Annotated in this window: 18 protein-coding genes; 6 read left to right on the forward strand and 12 right to left on the reverse strand. The window is 65.4% G+C overall.

The genetic code is table 11. The annotated features are described in order from the left end of the window. Window positions 1–13 precede the first annotated feature (13 nt). Window positions 14–772: an HpcH/HpaI aldolase/citrate lyase family protein gene (locus tag AO684_RS19085; RefSeq protein WP_054304323.1), complete on the forward strand. Its 759-nt coding sequence runs from the start codon at window positions 14–16 to the stop codon at window positions 770–772. Then, complete coding sequence (locus AO684_RS19090) at window positions 772–1698, forward strand: NADP-dependent oxidoreductase (RefSeq protein ID WP_054304324.1); 927 nt, start codon at window positions 772–774, stop codon at window positions 1696–1698. The genes AO684_RS19085 and AO684_RS19090 overlap by 1 nt, the downstream gene beginning before the upstream one ends. Before the next feature lie 3 nt (window positions 1699–1701). Here AO684_RS19090 and AO684_RS19095 read toward each other — a convergent pair whose 3' ends face one another. The 7 genes from AO684_RS19095 to AO684_RS19125 all read right to left on the reverse strand — a co-directional run bounded on the left by AO684_RS19095 (window position 1702) and on the right by AO684_RS19125 (window position 8318). Further along, window positions 1702–2388 carry a hypothetical protein gene (locus AO684_RS19095; protein WP_054304325.1) on the reverse strand — a complete coding sequence of 229 codons (687 nt, stop codon included), beginning with the start codon at window positions 2386–2388 and terminating at the stop codon, window positions 1702–1704. Between the two features lie 11 nt (window positions 2389–2399). Next, a complete protein-coding gene (locus tag AO684_RS19100; RefSeq protein WP_054304326.1) occupies window positions 2400–3710 on the reverse strand; it encodes a TRAP transporter large permease subunit in 1311 nt (436 codons plus the stop codon). Beyond that, window positions 3710–4222 carry a TRAP transporter small permease gene (locus AO684_RS19105; RefSeq protein WP_054304327.1) on the reverse strand — a complete coding sequence of 171 codons (513 nt, stop codon included), beginning with the start codon at window positions 4220–4222 and terminating at the stop codon, window positions 3710–3712. The genes AO684_RS19100 and AO684_RS19105 overlap by 1 nt, the downstream gene beginning before the upstream one ends. A gap of 142 nt (window positions 4223–4364) precedes the next feature. Then, entirely contained in the window at window positions 4365–5339 is a 975-nt protein-coding gene (gene dctP / locus AO684_RS19110; protein WP_082401123.1) for a TRAP transporter substrate-binding protein DctP, read from the reverse strand. 322 nt (window positions 5340–5661) lie between these two features. After that, window positions 5662–7050, reverse strand: a complete 1389-nt coding sequence (locus tag AO684_RS19115) for an FAD-binding oxidoreductase (protein WP_082401131.1) — start codon at window positions 7048–7050, stop codon at window positions 5662–5664. Window positions 7051–7113: 63 nt separating this feature from the next. Next, the gene (locus tag AO684_RS19120; RefSeq protein ID WP_054304330.1) at window positions 7114–7749 is read right to left on the reverse strand and encodes an NrsF family protein; all 636 of its coding nucleotides are present in this window, start codon (window positions 7747–7749) and stop codon (window positions 7114–7116) included. Then, on the reverse strand, window positions 7746–8318 hold the full coding sequence (locus tag AO684_RS19125) for a sigma-70 family RNA polymerase sigma factor (RefSeq protein WP_200907837.1): 573 nt from the start codon (window positions 8316–8318) through the stop codon (window positions 7746–7748). The genes AO684_RS19120 and AO684_RS19125 overlap by 4 nt, the downstream gene beginning before the upstream one ends. A 174-nt stretch (window positions 8319–8492) precedes the next feature. Here AO684_RS19125 and AO684_RS19130 point away from each other — a divergent pair, with 174 nt between their 5' ends. The 4 genes from AO684_RS19130 (at window position 8493) to AO684_RS19145 (ending at window position 10920) form a co-directional block, all read left to right on the forward strand. Then, the gene (locus AO684_RS19130; protein WP_199750690.1) at window positions 8493–8768 is read left to right on the forward strand and encodes a DUF2282 domain-containing protein; all 276 of its coding nucleotides are present in this window, start codon (window positions 8493–8495) and stop codon (window positions 8766–8768) included. An 85-nt stretch (window positions 8769–8853) separates the two neighbouring features. Then, window positions 8854–9711 carry a DUF692 domain-containing protein gene (locus tag AO684_RS19135; RefSeq protein ID WP_054304332.1) on the forward strand — a complete coding sequence of 286 codons (858 nt, stop codon included), beginning with the start codon at window positions 8854–8856 and terminating at the stop codon, window positions 9709–9711. Then, window positions 9695–10468 carry a DUF2063 domain-containing protein gene (locus AO684_RS19140; RefSeq protein WP_054304333.1) on the forward strand — a complete coding sequence of 258 codons (774 nt, stop codon included), beginning with the start codon at window positions 9695–9697 and terminating at the stop codon, window positions 10466–10468. The genes AO684_RS19135 and AO684_RS19140 overlap by 17 nt, the downstream gene beginning before the upstream one ends. Then, entirely contained in the window at window positions 10465–10920 is a 456-nt protein-coding gene (locus AO684_RS19145; protein WP_054304334.1) for a DoxX family protein, read from the forward strand. The genes AO684_RS19140 and AO684_RS19145 overlap by 4 nt, the downstream gene beginning before the upstream one ends. Before the next feature lie 15 nt (window positions 10921–10935). Here AO684_RS19145 and AO684_RS19150 read toward each other — a convergent pair whose 3' ends face one another. From AO684_RS19150 to AO684_RS19170, 5 genes are all read right to left on the reverse strand, one after another. Then, on the reverse strand, window positions 10936–12558 hold the full coding sequence (locus AO684_RS19150) for an AMP-binding protein (protein ID WP_200907838.1): 1623 nt from the start codon (window positions 12556–12558) through the stop codon (window positions 10936–10938). A 70-nt stretch (window positions 12559–12628) separates the two neighbouring features. Next, entirely contained in the window at window positions 12629–13030 is a 402-nt protein-coding gene (locus tag AO684_RS19155) for a RidA family protein (RefSeq protein ID WP_054304336.1), read from the reverse strand. Further along, a complete protein-coding gene (locus tag AO684_RS19160; RefSeq protein WP_054304337.1) occupies window positions 13027–13437 on the reverse strand; it encodes a thioesterase family protein in 411 nt (136 codons plus the stop codon). The genes AO684_RS19155 and AO684_RS19160 overlap by 4 nt, the downstream gene beginning before the upstream one ends. Then, complete coding sequence (locus AO684_RS19165; RefSeq protein ID WP_054304338.1) at window positions 13437–13889, reverse strand: cupin domain-containing protein; 453 nt, start codon at window positions 13887–13889, stop codon at window positions 13437–13439. Before AO684_RS19165 ends, AO684_RS19160 begins: the two co-directional genes overlap by 1 nt. Window positions 13890–13903: 14 nt before the next feature. Continuing rightward, window positions 13904–15040 carry an acyl-CoA dehydrogenase family protein gene (locus AO684_RS19170; protein ID WP_054304339.1) on the reverse strand — a complete coding sequence of 379 codons (1137 nt, stop codon included), beginning with the start codon at window positions 15038–15040 and terminating at the stop codon, window positions 13904–13906. Window positions 15041–15066: the final 26 nt, after the last annotated feature.

The following is a 15066-nucleotide window of genomic DNA, read 5'->3' on the forward strand; positions in this document are numbered from 1 at the left end:
GCGCGAGGCCCAGATGACCGATTTCCGCAGCCGCTGTATCGCCCCCGAGCCGCTGGCCGGGTTGTTCTGCGCCATCCCGCATCCGACGGCGGTGGAAATCTGCGCGGCCACCGCGCCGGATTTCCTGTGTCTTGACGGCGAACACGCCCCCATCGGCCGCGAGCGCGCGGAAGAGATGATCCGCGCCGCGCAACTGCATGGCGTGCCGGTCATCATGCGCGTGCCGGGGCATCTGCCCGACAGCATCGCGGGCGTGCTGGACAGCGGCGCCGACGGGGTGCTGGTGCCCCGCGTCTCCACCGCCGACGAGGCCCGCGCCGCCGTCGCCGCCACGCGCTATCCGCCGGTCGGAGTGCGCGGGGTCGGGCCAGGGCGCGCGGCGGGGTTCGGCTATCGCATCCCCGATTATCTGGCGACGGCGAACAGTCGCATCCTGCTGGCCATTCAGGCCGAAACCCCCGGCGCGCTGGAGAATATCGAGGACATCGCGGCCGTGGAGGGTGTGGATGTCATCTTCATCGGCCCCGGCGATCTGGGGGTGACGCTGGGCGCGCTGGGGCCGGAGGGGCGACCAAGGCTGATGGCGGCGATCAAGCGCATCACCAAGGTCTCGCGCGCGGCGGGCAAGGCGGTGGGCATGTTCTGCGCTTCGCCTGACGAGGTGCCGGGCTGGTGCGAACTGGGCATCACCTTCTTCCTGATCGGCAATGATGCGCGCCATCTGGCCGATGCTGCGGGCGCCGCCGTGGCGCGCGCGCGGGAGGGGTTCTGATGCGGGCTATCTTTTATCGCGGCTATGGCGGCCCGGAAGTGCTGGAACATGGCACCCTGCCCGACCCGGAGCCCGGCCCCGGTCAGGTTCTGGTCGCGCTGGAGGCCGCCAGCGTCGCGCCGCTGGACTGGAAACTGCGCGCCGGGATGCTGGCTGCGCATTTCACGCCCGAATTTCCCAAGATCCCCGGCCGGGATGGCACGGGCCGCGTGCTCGCCTGCGGGTCGGGCGTCGCCGGCTTTACGCCCGGACAGCGCGTCGCCGTCATGGCGCCGCCCGCGCGCGGAGCAGGGTGCTATGCCAGCATGATCGCCGCCGATGCGGCCCTGACCGTGCCGCTACCCGATGCGCTGGGAATGGAAGAAGGCGCCGCGCTGGTGAACTCCGGCCTTTCCGCGCTGATCGCCTGCCGCACGGCGGGAGTGACAGCGGGGCAGCGCGTGCTGGTGCATTCCGGCGCGGGTGCGGTGGGCGGGCTGCTGGTGCAGCTTTGCGCCCATCTGGGGGCCGAGGTCAGCGCCACCTGCCACAGCCGCAACGCCGATTATGTGGGCGGTCTGGGGGCCACGCGGATCATCGCTTATGACCGCGATGCCATGACCGAGCTGCCGCCGCAGGATGTGGTGTTCGACCTGATGGGCGGCGCGGTCCATGCTGCCAGCTATGCCGTTCTGAAACGCGGCGGACATCTGGTCTGGCTGACCGCCGCCCCGTTCGAGGATCGCGGCGCGGAACACGGCGTCCGCGTCACCCGCGCGATGATCACGGACGATGCCAGCGTGGTGGCCGAGGTGCTGAACCTTGCGGCGCAGGGCGTGCTGAAAGCGCAGATCGCGGACCGCCTGCCGCTGGACCAGGCGGCGGAGGCGCAGCGGCGGCTTGCGGCGGGCGAGATCAGCCGCGGACGGCTGATCCTGCTGCCATAAGGCTCAGACCACCTCGGTTGACATCGGGAAATGATAATTCCCACCCTCGAAGGGCGGGAAGGTATGGAAATCCGCCCGCATCTCGTGGCGCACCGGCGAATGCAGCGCGGCAGTCAGCGCCGCCGGGCTGTCGAACAGCACACGGTTGCGCTGCATGTGACCGGCACGGGCGAAAGGCAGCGCTGAAATCCAGTCGCAGCGCGTCAGGATCTCGATGCCACGAATGCCGGGAAAGCGGCGCATGATCGGCGGATGTCCGGCGATGTAATGCGTCATCCAGGCATTATAATCCTGTGCCGGGCCGGGATAGTGCACCACATAGGAACAGGGCATTTCGCCCGCGGGCGTCTGCATCTGCGCCTCATCCACCGGATAGCGGCGCAGGACGAACATCTGCTGATCCGCCTGAGCCCCCGCCAGTTCCGGCAGGAAATCTGGATCGGCCAGCGCCTGCAAGGCGCCGTCAGCGGCGCAAGCCGCCTCCAGCGCCTCAAGGCTCGGGGCCTCGATCTGCACACCCAGCGTGGGGCCCGCGCCATCGTCGGTGTAAAGATCGCTTGCCCTGGCGGGGGTGTAGAGGATCGACCGATCCACTCCCGCCAGCCCGCCCAGCAGGGCGCGCAGCCTGCCGCGCCCCGCCTCGGTCAGTGCCGCGCCACCCTGCCAGAACATCACCAGTGCAAAGGTCATCGGCCAGCTCCTCAGATCAGGCTTGGCAGGAACAGCGCCAGCTGCGGGAAGATCATGATGATCACGATCAGAAGCAGCGTCAGCAGCACATAGGGCAGCGCCGACATGGCGATGGTTTTCAGGGATGTCCCCGGTTCCGCCACGCCCAGTACGACGAACAGCAACATGCCGAACGGCGGCGTGGTGAAGCCCACCTCATAGGCCAGCAGCAGGATCAGCCCCAGCCAGACCGTATCAAACCCGTACTGGCTGGCGATCGGCATGAACAGCGGCAGGGTAATCAGCATCATCGAGACCTGATCCATGAACATGCCAAGGATCAGCACCGTCACCACCATCATCAGAACGATGCCATGCGGGCCAAGGTCGAAGCCGGTGATATACTGGATGAACCCGTTCGAGGCACCCGAGAAGGCGAAGATCTGCGAGAAGGTCATCGAAGCCGAGATGATGAGGAAGGTCATCGCCGTGACCTTCATTGCATCATCCAGCGACTTCCACAGCACCGCGAAGCTGAACTTGCGATAGACCATCAGCAACAGCACGACGCCCGCACAGCCCAGACCGGCAGATTCCGTCGGCGTGGCGATGCCAAGGATGATGGTGCCCACCACCATGAAGACCAGAAAGCCCATGGGGATAATGTTCACCAGCACGGCTTTCAGCTTTTCGCGGCCGGTGACCTGCGGCACAGGGTATTGCGGCGCGGCCTCGGGGTCGATGCGGGTCTGCACCCAGATCAGCACGGCATACATCGACACCAGCAACAGGCCCGGCAACACTCCGGCAATCAGCAGCGCCCCCACGTCGATCTGCGCCAGCGAACCCAGCAGCACCCCCAGCGCCGAGGGCGGGATGATGACGGCAAGGCTGCCCGCGCCAAGGATCGGGCCATAGGCCATATGCGGTTTATATTTCCGCTTCAGCATCTCGGGCGCCATCAGCGAGCCCATCATCCCCGCATTGGCAAGGCTCGACCCCGACAGCGCGGCGAAGATCGCCCCGGCGCTGAGCACGACATAGGACAGTCGCCCTCGCAGGTTGCCGATGGCAAGATCAAGCGCGTGGATGACCTTCTCGCCCAGACCGGACCGGAAATACAGGCTGCCCATAACAAGGAACATCGGCAGCGGCGCCAGTGCATAGGTCGCCACCGCATCGTTGAAATTCGCCACCATCTGCGTGATGCCCCGCGTACCGCCAAAGTACAGGAGCGCGCCAAGGATATTGGTGGCGAAGAAGGCAAAGGCCACCGGCAGGCCCAGCCCCATCAGCGTGATGATCGAGCCGATGAGCACGGCGAAAGGATAAAGCCAGTCCATCACATGCCCTCCATCTCGGTCGGGTTGATGTCGTACATCGACACCGGCGTCAGCAGGAAGCGCAGCCACTCCAGCGCGGACAGGCCAAAGCCCAGCATGATCGGCAGGAACACCGCCCATTTCGGCATGTCGAAGGTACGGGTTTCATAGGTGCCCTTTGCCACCGCCACCGACAGCGAGGTTGCCGCGATCCAGCCGAGGTAGAGGCACAGCACGATGCAGGCGATGTACATGAGCTTTTCCAGCAGCGCTCGTCCGGCAGGCGGCAAAAGCCCCCGCAAGAACACGACAAAGACATGCCCCTTGTTGCGCACGAGCCAGGGCATCGACAGGAAGGTCAGATACAGCAGGCTGTATTCGGAGGCCGAAATGGCCCAGGTCAGCGCGCGCATCCCGAGGTTCCGGGCAACGACATCCGACACCACGAACAGGATCAGCAGCCCGATCAGCAGTTTTGCCACAACGGCCAGCAGCCAGGAAACCCGGCCGACAATATCGAAGAAGGTGGTCATCCGCTCCATCCGCAAAGCAGCCCATCCGGGCCATGCGCCGGTTCACCCTGTCGGGAACTCTGGCACCAGTCGGGGGCGGAGCACGGGTCACGCACCCCCTCGCAAGGAAAAGGGCCGCACATCAGGTGCGGCCCGGCAGGTCTCAGGGGAACAACTTGCGCAGCTCTTCCACATGGGTCGGATCGCGGTCCTTCATGCGGTCCCAGCTTGCCTTGGCAGCTTCGGCGAGGAACTTGTCACGGCCTGCGCCGGTCATTTCCACCACCTTCATGCCCTCGGCTTCCATCGCAGCGCGCGATTCCTGGTCTTCCTTGGCAATCGCGTCATAGCTTTCGCGTTCGTATTCGATGGCAACCTCATTGAGAATCTTCTTCGATTCGTCCGAAAGCGAGTTCCACTTATCGAGGTTCATCGAGATCAGCACGTCGAGGTGAAAGAACCCCGGCTCGACCCGGTAGCGGGTGAACTTGTCCCAGCCGAAGGCCTTGTACCCGATGGAAGGATAGGCATTGGCGTTGATCACGCCGCGCTCCAGCGAGGTATACACATCCCCGGCCGGCTGCACGATCATCTGCGCGCCAAGGCTTTCGAAGAACTGTTTGTAAAGCGGCGAGGCGCGGATCACGAGCTTGCTGAAATCCAGCATGCCATCCTCGGTCAGCTTCGGCTCGTCCACGGTCCACAGCCAGAAACCGGCCCCGGCGTCGACATGGGCCAGCAGCTTGGCATTGCCCTTTTCCTGATAGATCTTGTCGATCGCATCCCAGCCACCGTTCTCACGCGCTTCCCAGGGCTTGATCCCCGAGGCCGAGAACACCTCGCCTTCCGGCACGATTTCCAGATACAGGCCCGCAGGCGCATTCATCATGTCGATCAGACCGCTTTGCTGAGCCGTGCCCAGCTGCGGGTTCGGCACAACCTCAGGGCCACCGCGCACGTTGATCTGCACGACACCCTTGCCGCGTTCGTTCACCCGGTCGACGAAGCGCAGGAAACTTTGGGCAAAGCCCACCTGGGTCGGCGTGAAGTGGACCGCTTCGATCACATCTTCCGCCACAGAAGCCGTGCCGAACGACCCCAGCAGGGCCGCGGCGGCAAAGGCCTTGAACATTCTCATAGCATAACCTCCGTTGGATGTCTTTTCTGTCAGGATCGCAAGACCGGCAGCGGCTCTGTCGTCCGCTTTTTCCGATCACCGGGAGCGGTGCGGGCAATGCCCGCCGGACCCCGGCCGAAACTCTTATGAAGCGGATTAAAACATGCATATGCAAATAAAACAAGTTCAAACCTGAAATATCCGAAAAGCGAAGTTCACCCTCCACCTTTTCACTATCAAGTCATTGAAAAAATGTGCAATATTTCAGATTCCGCCACAAGAAAGGGCGACCCTGCACTGACCGGGCCGCCCATAAGAAGGTTGCAGACACATGCTCTTTCAATCAGGGCGAAAGCACCTTGCCCGGATTGAGAATCCCCTTCGGATCCAGCGCGGCCTTGACCGCCCGCATGGTGGCGATTTCCTCGGGGCTGCGGCTGTAGGCAAGGTAATCGCGCTTGATCAGGCCGATGCCATGTTCGGCGGAAATCGTGCCCGCCATCTCGCGCACGATGCCGTAGACCAGCTTCTTGACCCCGGACTCCGGCTGGTTCTTGCCAGCCGAAGGGACCGAGACCACAAGATGCAGGTTGCTGTCACCGATATGGCCATAGCTGAGCGCCAGCGCACCGGGCCAGCGTTCGGCAATACCGCTTTCGCAGCGCCGCACGGCCTCGTCCATGCGCATCAGCGGCAGGCCGACATCAAAGGCGATGATCGGGCCGACCACGCGGGCAAATTCGGCCACGCTTTCGCGCACGGCCCATAGCCCGCGCTCCTCGCGGCTGTTGGCGGCGATCACCGCATCCTCGACTGTGCCCGCCTCCAGCGCAGCCTCAAGGCAGGTTTCCAGCGCGGCACGGGCGCCGCCTTCGGCAAAGCCGCTGGCCTCGATCACCACATAGACGCCATGGCGCCCAGTCAGCGGGCTGCCGATGCCCGTGCCTTCGGACATATGGTGAAAGAAGCTCGGCCACATTACCTCGAATGAGGTGAGTTGCGGGCCAAGTGCCGCGCGGGCGCGGGCCAGCATGTCGATCACCGCCGCCGTATCGGCAAGGCCAAGGAAGGCGGTGGCGGTGTGGGGCGGGCGCGGTTGCAAACGCATCACGGCGCGGGTGACCACGCCCAACAGCCCCTCGGTGCCAATGAACATCTGTTTCAGGTCCAGCCCGGCGTTGTTCTTCAGCATCTTGTTCAGCGCGGTGATCACCGTGCCATCGGCCAGAACGACCTCCAGCCCCAGCACATGCTCGCGCGCCATGCCGTAGCGGATCACCTGATTGCCGCCCGCATTGGTGGAGATAACGCCGCCCACGGTGCACGACCCCCGCGCGCCCAGATCGACGGCCAGCATCAGCCCTGCCTCCGCCGCTGCCTGCTGCGCCTTTTCCAGCACCACACCCGCGCCACAGGTCAGCGTGGCCATCTGCGGATCGACCTCCTCGATCTGATTCAGCCGGTCGAGCGACAGCACAACCGCCCCCGCCACCGGCATGGCGCCGCCGGAAATGCCGCTGCGCCCGCCCTGCGGCACGACGCCCACGCCATGTTCGTTGCAGAACCGCAGCGCCGCTGACACCCCCGCCGTATCGCGGGGCCGCAACAGCGCCAGCGGCTCCACCGGGGTCAGGCCAGACCAGTCATGGCGATAGGCTTCGGGCACATCACCCGCACGGGTGACCACCTCGGGGCCCAGAAGTTCCTCCAGCCCCGTCACGATATCCTGCATCGCCATATCTCCGCTGTCGCTGATGCTTCAAGGTTAAAACGATAACACCCGAAGCGGCAAGCCTTACCAGCGCAGCAAACGCCACCCCAGAAGCGCGCCGATGCCACCTGCGCCAAGAATCGCGGCACCATACCATGTGACGTAGAACAGCGGATTATCCTCGGTGCAGTGCAGCGCATAGCCTGCCGCCGCCATTCCACCGCAGGCAAGCCCCAGCACAGCCCCTGACAGCGCGGGCGCAGAACTCGCCCCGCGCCGCAGCATCAGCAGCCCTACCGCCAGCGGCGGCAGGGACATCAGGGTAATGGTCGTCAGGCATTTCACCTGGGTAGAGCCACGGATTGCCGCACCCAGCGCCTGCGTTGGCGTCTGCACCCAGAAGCCCAGCCACAGCCCCAGCGCCGCCAGCCCGACCAGCGCAGCCGGAACCAGCCGACGCCCCACCCGTGCCTCGGGCCGCGCGAGATGCAGCGCCAGCGCGAAACTCGTGGCGCCCAGCACGAAGGGAAGCAGCGATTTCGCCGCCGTCACCGGCGCGAGCAGCGCCGCCTCCAGATCCGGCCGCATCCCCATGCTGCCCAGAAACCACCCCAGCGGCAGCGCCAGTGCGACCAGCATGGCCAGCGCCATCGCCGCCGCGCGAAGCGGCGGGCGTGGCGGCTCCGCCACCAGTCGGGAAATGAGATCTTCGGTTCTCATTCGTCACGTCCCCGGCCCGGTCTATCGCCGCCGCTCCCGGCGCCCAGACGGGCCAATTTCTTCATCGCCCGGTGCAGCGCCACGCGCACCGCACCCTCGGTCATCGACAGCCGCGCGCCCACGGCGCCGGTTTCCTCGCCTTCAATCGCCACCGCCCGCACGATTGCAGCGGAACGGTCGTCGATCCCGGCCAGCAGCCGGTCGGTATCGCGCCGCGCCAGCGGGTCGGGGCCGGGCTCGCTTTCGAGGAATTCGGTGAAATCCTCGATGGGCAGATGCACCGATGCGCCCCGGCGACGAAAGGCATCCACCACCTTGTGCCGCGTCACGGCATAGAGCCACGGCTTCAGCGGACTGTCGGGACGCCAGGTGTGCCGCTTCTCGTGAATCGCCAGCAGCACATCCTGCACGATGTCCTCGTGCCGGTCCGACGGCAGCGTCCGCCCGCGCGACCGCACGATCCCGCGCAGCACCGGCGTGATCTCGGTCAGCAGGCGTGCATAGGCACGCCCGTCACCGCCGATCGCAGCCCGCATCAGCACCGACCATTCGCTTTCGCTGTCTCTCATACTGTCCTGCATTACGCCGTCAGCCTGACCTTGTTACAGCCGCTCACGACATTTCTGCAATGGATCACGGATGAACACACAAGCGTGATGCCAGTAACGCCCCCGGCCCGTCCGGCGAAATGCACTGCGAGGGCCGGACGCGCCCTTGCTTCAGATCCAACGGAGGATGACCCGATGACCATGATGACCAAGACCCTGTCGCTGACCGCCACGCTGGCCACCGCGCTGACGCTGGCCGCCGCACAGGCGCAGGCCGAGGGCGATATGGAAAAGTGCTATGGCGTCGCCATGGCGGGGCAGAACGACTGCGCGGCAGGCCCCGGCACCACCTGCGCCGGCACTGCGACGAAAGACTATCAGGGCAACGCCTGGAAATACGTTCCCGCCGGCACCTGCGCCAGCATCGAGACCCCGCATGGCATGGGTTCGCTGGAGCCGGTCAAGATGTGATCGCCGCCGGGGCCTCGCATGGCCCCGGCAAAGCGACCGGCCGGGGCGTCCCCAGCCCCGGCCACCCTACCCCGAGGAGGACAAGATGCAGCCCGCCCTTCCCGCCGCCGCCGGACTTGGCTTCAAGCCCGAACATTTTCCTGCCATCCGTGATACCCGCCCTGCATTGGGGTTTTTCGAGGTCCATGCCGAGAATTACATGGGCGCAGGCGGCCCGCCGCACCGGATGCTGACCGCCTTGCGGCAGGATTATGCGCTGTCGCTGCATGGGGTGGGCCTGTCCATCGGCGGCGCCGGGCGGCTGAACGCCGGTCATCTGGCCCGGTTGCGTGCGCTGGTGGACCGCTATCAACCCGAGAGTTTTTCCGAACATCTGGCCTGGTCCAGCCATGGCACCGATTACCTGAACGACCTGCTGCCCCTGCCCTATACGCCGGAAACCCTGAACGTCGTCTGCGACCATATCGACGAAGTGCAGACCGCGCTGGGGCGGCGGATGCTGCTGGAAAACCCGTCGACCTATGTGATCTTCGAACAGTCGGAAATCCCCGAGACCGCGTTTCTGACCGAAATCGCGCGCCGCACCGGCTGCGGCCTGTTGCTGGATGTGAACAACGTCTTTGTGTCCTGCACCAATCACCGGATGGACCCGCGCGCCTGGCTGGCCGATTTCCCGCTGCATCTGGTGGGCGAGATTCATCTGGGCGGCCATGCCGAGGAGGAACTGCCCTCTGGTCCGCTGCTGATCGACGCGCATGGCAGCCCGGTCGCCGATCCGGTCTGGGCGCTGTTTGCCGAAACCGTGATGCGCAGCGGTCCCCTGCCGACGCTGATCGAATGGGACAATGACGTGCCGATCTTTGCCGAGCTGATGGCGGAGGCCGACCGCGCCAGCGTCATCCTGACCCTTGCGCAAGAGGCCCGGCGTGCGCTCGCATCCTGAGTTCATTGCCGCCTTCGGACAGGCCATCGCAGCGGGGGGCCTGCCCCCTGGTGTGACCGCAACAGCGCCGGATGAGGCGGAGCGCCGTTTCGCCGTCTATCGCAACAATGTGGCGCATTCGCTGACCGAGGCCCTGAAAGCCCGGTTCCCGGTGGTGGAGCGGCTGGTGGGGGCGGAGTTCTTCGCCGCCATGGCCGGAGTCTACTGGAAGGACAGCCCGCCCCCCTCGCCTGTGTTGTTCCAATGGGGCGAGACCTTCCCCGATTTCCTCGCAGCCTTTCCGCCGCTGGCCGGGCTACCCTACCTGCCCGATGTCGCGCGGCTGGAACTGGCGCGCGGCCGCGCCTATCACGCAGCCGATGCAGCACCTGCCCCACCCGAGGCTGTGGCGGCTGCGGCTGCCGGGGCGGATCGCGCGCGTCTGATCCTGCATCCGTCAGTGCAGCGGCTTGCGGCGCCCTGGGCCTTTGTCACCATCTGGCAGGCCAACCAGCCCGGCAGCGCCGCGCCCGGCAAGATCGAGGCTGCCCGCGCCGAGGCCGCACTGGTGTTGCGGGATCGTCAGGACGCCGTGCAGGTCGAGACGCTTGGTCCCAGCGACAATGCCTTTCTCGCCAGGTTGATGGCGGGCCATTCGCTGCTCGCCGCAGCCGAGGCCGCAACCGCAGCCGAACCCCGCCACGATGCAGGCCCGTTCCTGATGCGCCTGATCCGCCACGGCGCCATCACCCAGATCACCTTCGGAGAAACCCCATGACCGCGCTTCTCTCCCCCCGCCTGCAAACTCGCCTTGAAACAGCCGAAGCCCGCTTTGCTCCCCTGCTGTGGGACATCGCAGGGCTTGCGCTGCGCGTCTTTCCGGCGGCGGTGTTCTTTACCTCGGGCCGGACGAAGGTCGAGGGGCTGTTCAGCATCAGGGACAGCACATGGTTCCTGTTCAAAAATGAATATGCGCTGCCGCTGATCCCGTCAGACCTTGCTGCCGTGCTGGCCACGGTATCGGAACATCTGTTCCCGATCCTGCTGGTGCTGGGCCTGGCGACGCGCCTGTCGGCACTGGCGCTGCTGGGCATGACGCTAGCCATCCAGATCTTCGTCTACCCCGAGGCATGGCAGGTGCATGGCACCTGGGCGGCCTGTTTCCTTGCGCTGATCGCGCGGGGGCCGGGGCGGTGGTCGCTGGATGCGCTGCTCTGGCGCCGCGACTGACCGCCCCGCCGGGCCTTACATCCCGTCGCGCAGCTTGAAGCGCTGGATCTTGCCGCTTTCAGTCTTGGGCAGCGCCTCGCGGAACACGATGGAGCGGGGGTATTTGAAGGGCGCAATGGTCGCTTTCACATGATCCTGCAACATCTTGATCGTGGCGCGGTCGGCCAGCACGCCCGCCGCCAGCACCACATGCGCCTCGACGATCTGGCCGCGTTCCGCATCCGGTGCCCCGATCACCGCACATTCGGCCACATCCGGGTGCGCCAGCAGCGCCGCCTCCACCTCTGGCCCCGCGATATTGTAGCCCGAGGAGACGATGATGCCGTCGGTCCGCGCGGCGAAGTGGAAATAGCCCGCCTCATCCTGCCAGAAGCTGTCGCCCGTCAGGTTCCAGCCATTCTTCACATAGGCGCGCTGCTTGTCCGGCGCGCTCATGTAGCGGCAGCCGACCGGGCCTTTCACCGCAAGACGCCCCATCTCGCCACGCGGCATTTCGGAGCCATCGGGCGCCATGATCATGGCCTTGTAGCCGGTCACGGGCCGCCCGGTGCAGGCGGGGAAGCTGTCGCCGAAACGGTTGGTGATGAAGATATGCAGCATCTCGGTCGAGCCGATGCCATCCAGCATCGGCTTGCCGGTTTTGGCGATCCAGTCTTCATAGACCGGGCCGGGCAGGGTTTCCCCCGCCGAAACCGCGGCGCGCAGGCTGGACAGATCGGCGCCTTCCTCCATCGCGCGCAGCATCACGCGATAGGCGGTCGGCGCAGTGAAACAGACCGTCGCCCGGTATTTCTGGATGATCTCGATCATGTTCGGCGGCGAGGCATTTTCCAGAAGTGCGGCCGAAGCGCCAAAGCGCAGCGGAAATACCGCAAGCCCACCCAGACCGAAGGTGAAGGCCAAGGGAGGCGAGCCGACAAACACATCCTCGGGCTGCACGTTCAGCACTTCGCGCGCATAGGCATCCGCGATGATCAGGATGTCGCGGTGGAAATGCATCGTCGCTTTCGGCTCGCCCGTGGTGCCGCTGGTGAAACCCAGCAGCGCCACGTCGTCGCGGCCCGTCTTCACCGCCTCGAACTTCACCGGCTTCGACAGCGCCATCCGGTCCAGCTCGGCGTCATGGTTGGCGGTGCCGTCAAAGCCCACCACCGTTTTCAGGAAACGGTTGTTCTTGGCCGCCACGACCAGCTCTTCCATCAGCCGGGTATCGCACAGCGCATGGGTGATCTCGGCCTTGTCGATGATCTGGTTCAGCTCGCCATGGCGCAGCATCGGCATGGTGTTCACCACAACCGCCCCCGCCTTGGTCGCGGCCAGCCAGCAGGCCACCATCGCCGGATTGTTGGCGGACCGGATCAGCACGCGGTTGCCCGGCTTCACCCCGTAATCCTCGACCAGCGCATGCGCGATGCGGTTGGTCCAGTCCGTCAGTTCCTTGTAGGTCCGCATCCGGCCATTGCCGATCAGCGCGACATTGTCGCCAAAGCCCTTGGCGACCATAGCATCGGTCAGTTCCACCGCCGCATTCAGCCAGTCGGGATAACGGTAGGGACCGAGCTCGATCTCGGGCCACAGATCGAAGGGCGGCAGGTTGTCGCGTGTGAACGTGTCGATATGGCCAGTGGGCCCGAGGATCGGTTCCGGCATGTCAGTCTCCCATGTGATAATGGCAGGGCGCGTCTTCTGCGCGCCTCTGCCGGATGTGTCAGCCCTGCGGAATGACCGCCGTGGCCTCGATTTCGACTTTTGCGCGGTCCTCGACCAGCGCCACCACCTGCACCAGCGCCATCGCCGGATAGTGCCGCCCGATCACCGCCTTGTAGACGCGACCCAGATCCTTGAGACTGTCGAGGTATTCGCTTTTCGACGTCACATACCAGGTCAGCCGCACCAGATGTTCGGGCTTCGCCCCGGCCTCTGCCAGAACGGCCACGATGCCTTTCAGCGCAGCTTCGACCTGTCCCACGAAATCGTCGGTCTCGAATTCCTGCTGGTCGTTCCAGCCGATCATGCCGCCGGTGAACACCATCCGCCCGGTTGCCGCCATCCCGTTGGAATAGCCCGGTGTCGCCTTCCACCCCTTCGGGTGCAGTGCCTCGATCGTCATGCCTTTGCCTCCATGAATTCCACCATGCGCCTGCGCATGTCTTCGGGCCAGGGGGCGGCTTTCAGCCCTTCCACCCAGACCAGCGTGATCTCCGCCACCATCCGCACCTCGTCGCCCAGCCGGGCGGTGATCGTCAGGTTGACGCTGCTGCCGCCGACGCGGTGCAGTTCCAGCCCGAAGGTTACCTTCTCGCCCAGCCGCGAGGGGGCGCGGAAATTCGCCTCCAGCCGCGCGGTCGGCACCCCCGCCCCGCCTTGCAGATGCATCTGCGCGAAACTGCGGCCCACCACATCGGCGAAGAAATTCTCGACCACCGAATTGGTCATCTCGAAATAACGGGGATAGAACACGATCCCCGCCGGATCGCAGTGATTGAACTCGATCTGGATGAGCCGCTCGTAGATCATCAGTCGTTGGCCTCCGGTGGCAGGAAATCCACATCGTGTTCGGCAGAGGCTTTCACCACCGCATCGACATCGGTCATGTCATGCAGCACCTCGAACAGGTCGCGCAGCTTGCCGGCGGGCGAGACCCAGAACAGCGCCCGCGCGGGCTTGTCGGATTTGTTGAAATAGCCATGCGGCACGCCGCGCGGCATCCGCACCAGATCGCCCGCCTTCGCCACCGACCATACGCCGTCAAGCTTCAGATGCAGCTCCCCCTCCTGCACGAGGATGAACTCGTCCTGAGTCGGGTGGATATGCACGGGCACGAACTGGCCCGGCTCGCTGTTAGTTTCAAACGCAAAGGCCGCATCGCAATCGGCCTTCGGGAAATACCGCTGACCGAGGATGTTCCATTCGAGACCTTCGATCCCCGTGCCGTTGCGGGTGATGCCGCCGTCCAGTGCCTTGCTCATGCCGTCCTCCCTGATCAGCCAAGAACCGAGCGCGCGATGACCACTTTCTGCACGTCTGTCGCGCCTTCATAGATGCGCAGCGCCCGGATCTCGCGGTAAAGGCTTTCCACCGCGAACCCGTGTCGCACGCCATCGCCGCCATGCAGTTGCAGGGCGGTGTCGATGACCCGCTGCGCCGCCTCGGTGGCGTAAAGCTTGGCCATGGCCGCCTCGCGGCTGACCCGTGCGGCACCGCTGTCCTTGGTCCAGGCCGCGCGATAGATCAGCAGCGCCGCGGCATCGACCTCCAGCGCCATATCGGCGATATGGCCCTGCACCATCTGGTAATCGGCCAGCGTCCCGCCACTGACGCGCGGCACCTGCACCCGCGCCAGCGCCTCATCCAGCGCACGGCGGGCAAAGCCCAGCGCCGCCGCCCCGACGGTGGAGCGGAACACATCCAGCACCGACATGGCGATCTTGAAGCCCGATCCGGCTTGCCCGATCAGCGCGCTGTCGGGCAGGAACACCTCGTTCAGCCGCAGATGCGCCAGCGGATGCGGCGCGATCACGTCGATCCGGTCAAGGATTTCCAGCCCTGCGACATCGGCCGGCATCAGAAAGGCCGACAACCCGCGCGCGCCCGGCGCCTCGCCCGTGCGGGCGAAGATCACATAGACATCGGCGATCCCGCCGTTGGAGATATAGGTCTTCTCGCCACTCAGCCGGAACCCGCCCGGCACACGCTCTGCCGTCGTCGCGGTATGCGCCACGTCCGACCCGGAACCCGGCTCGGTCAGCGCGAAGGCCGAAATCGCCTTGCCCGCCCGCGTCCGGTCCAGCCAGGCCCGCTGTTCAGGGCTGCCAAACAGACTGACGGCGCCCATGCCCAGCCCCTGCATCGCAAAGGCGAAATCCGCCAGACCATCATGCCGTGCCAGCGTCTCGCGGATCAGGCAAAGCGAGCGGACATCCAGCACCTCGCCCTCGGCCGCGCCGCTATGGCGCAGGAACCCCGCCGCGCCCAGACTGGCCACCAGACCGCGACAGGCCGCATCGGCATCGCCATGATCCACCGGCAGATGCGCCCCCGCCCATGCGTCAACCGCTTCCGCCAGCTCGCGGTGACGGTCTTCAAAGAAGGGCCAGGAAAGGAAAGTCCGGTCTGCCATTTTCTGTCCTCAAATATCCCAAGGGG

The sequence above is a fragment of the Gemmobacter sp. LW-1 genome (assembly GCF_001303875.1).
Classification (GTDB): domain Bacteria; phylum Pseudomonadota; class Alphaproteobacteria; order Rhodobacterales; family Rhodobacteraceae; genus Gemmobacter; species Gemmobacter caeni.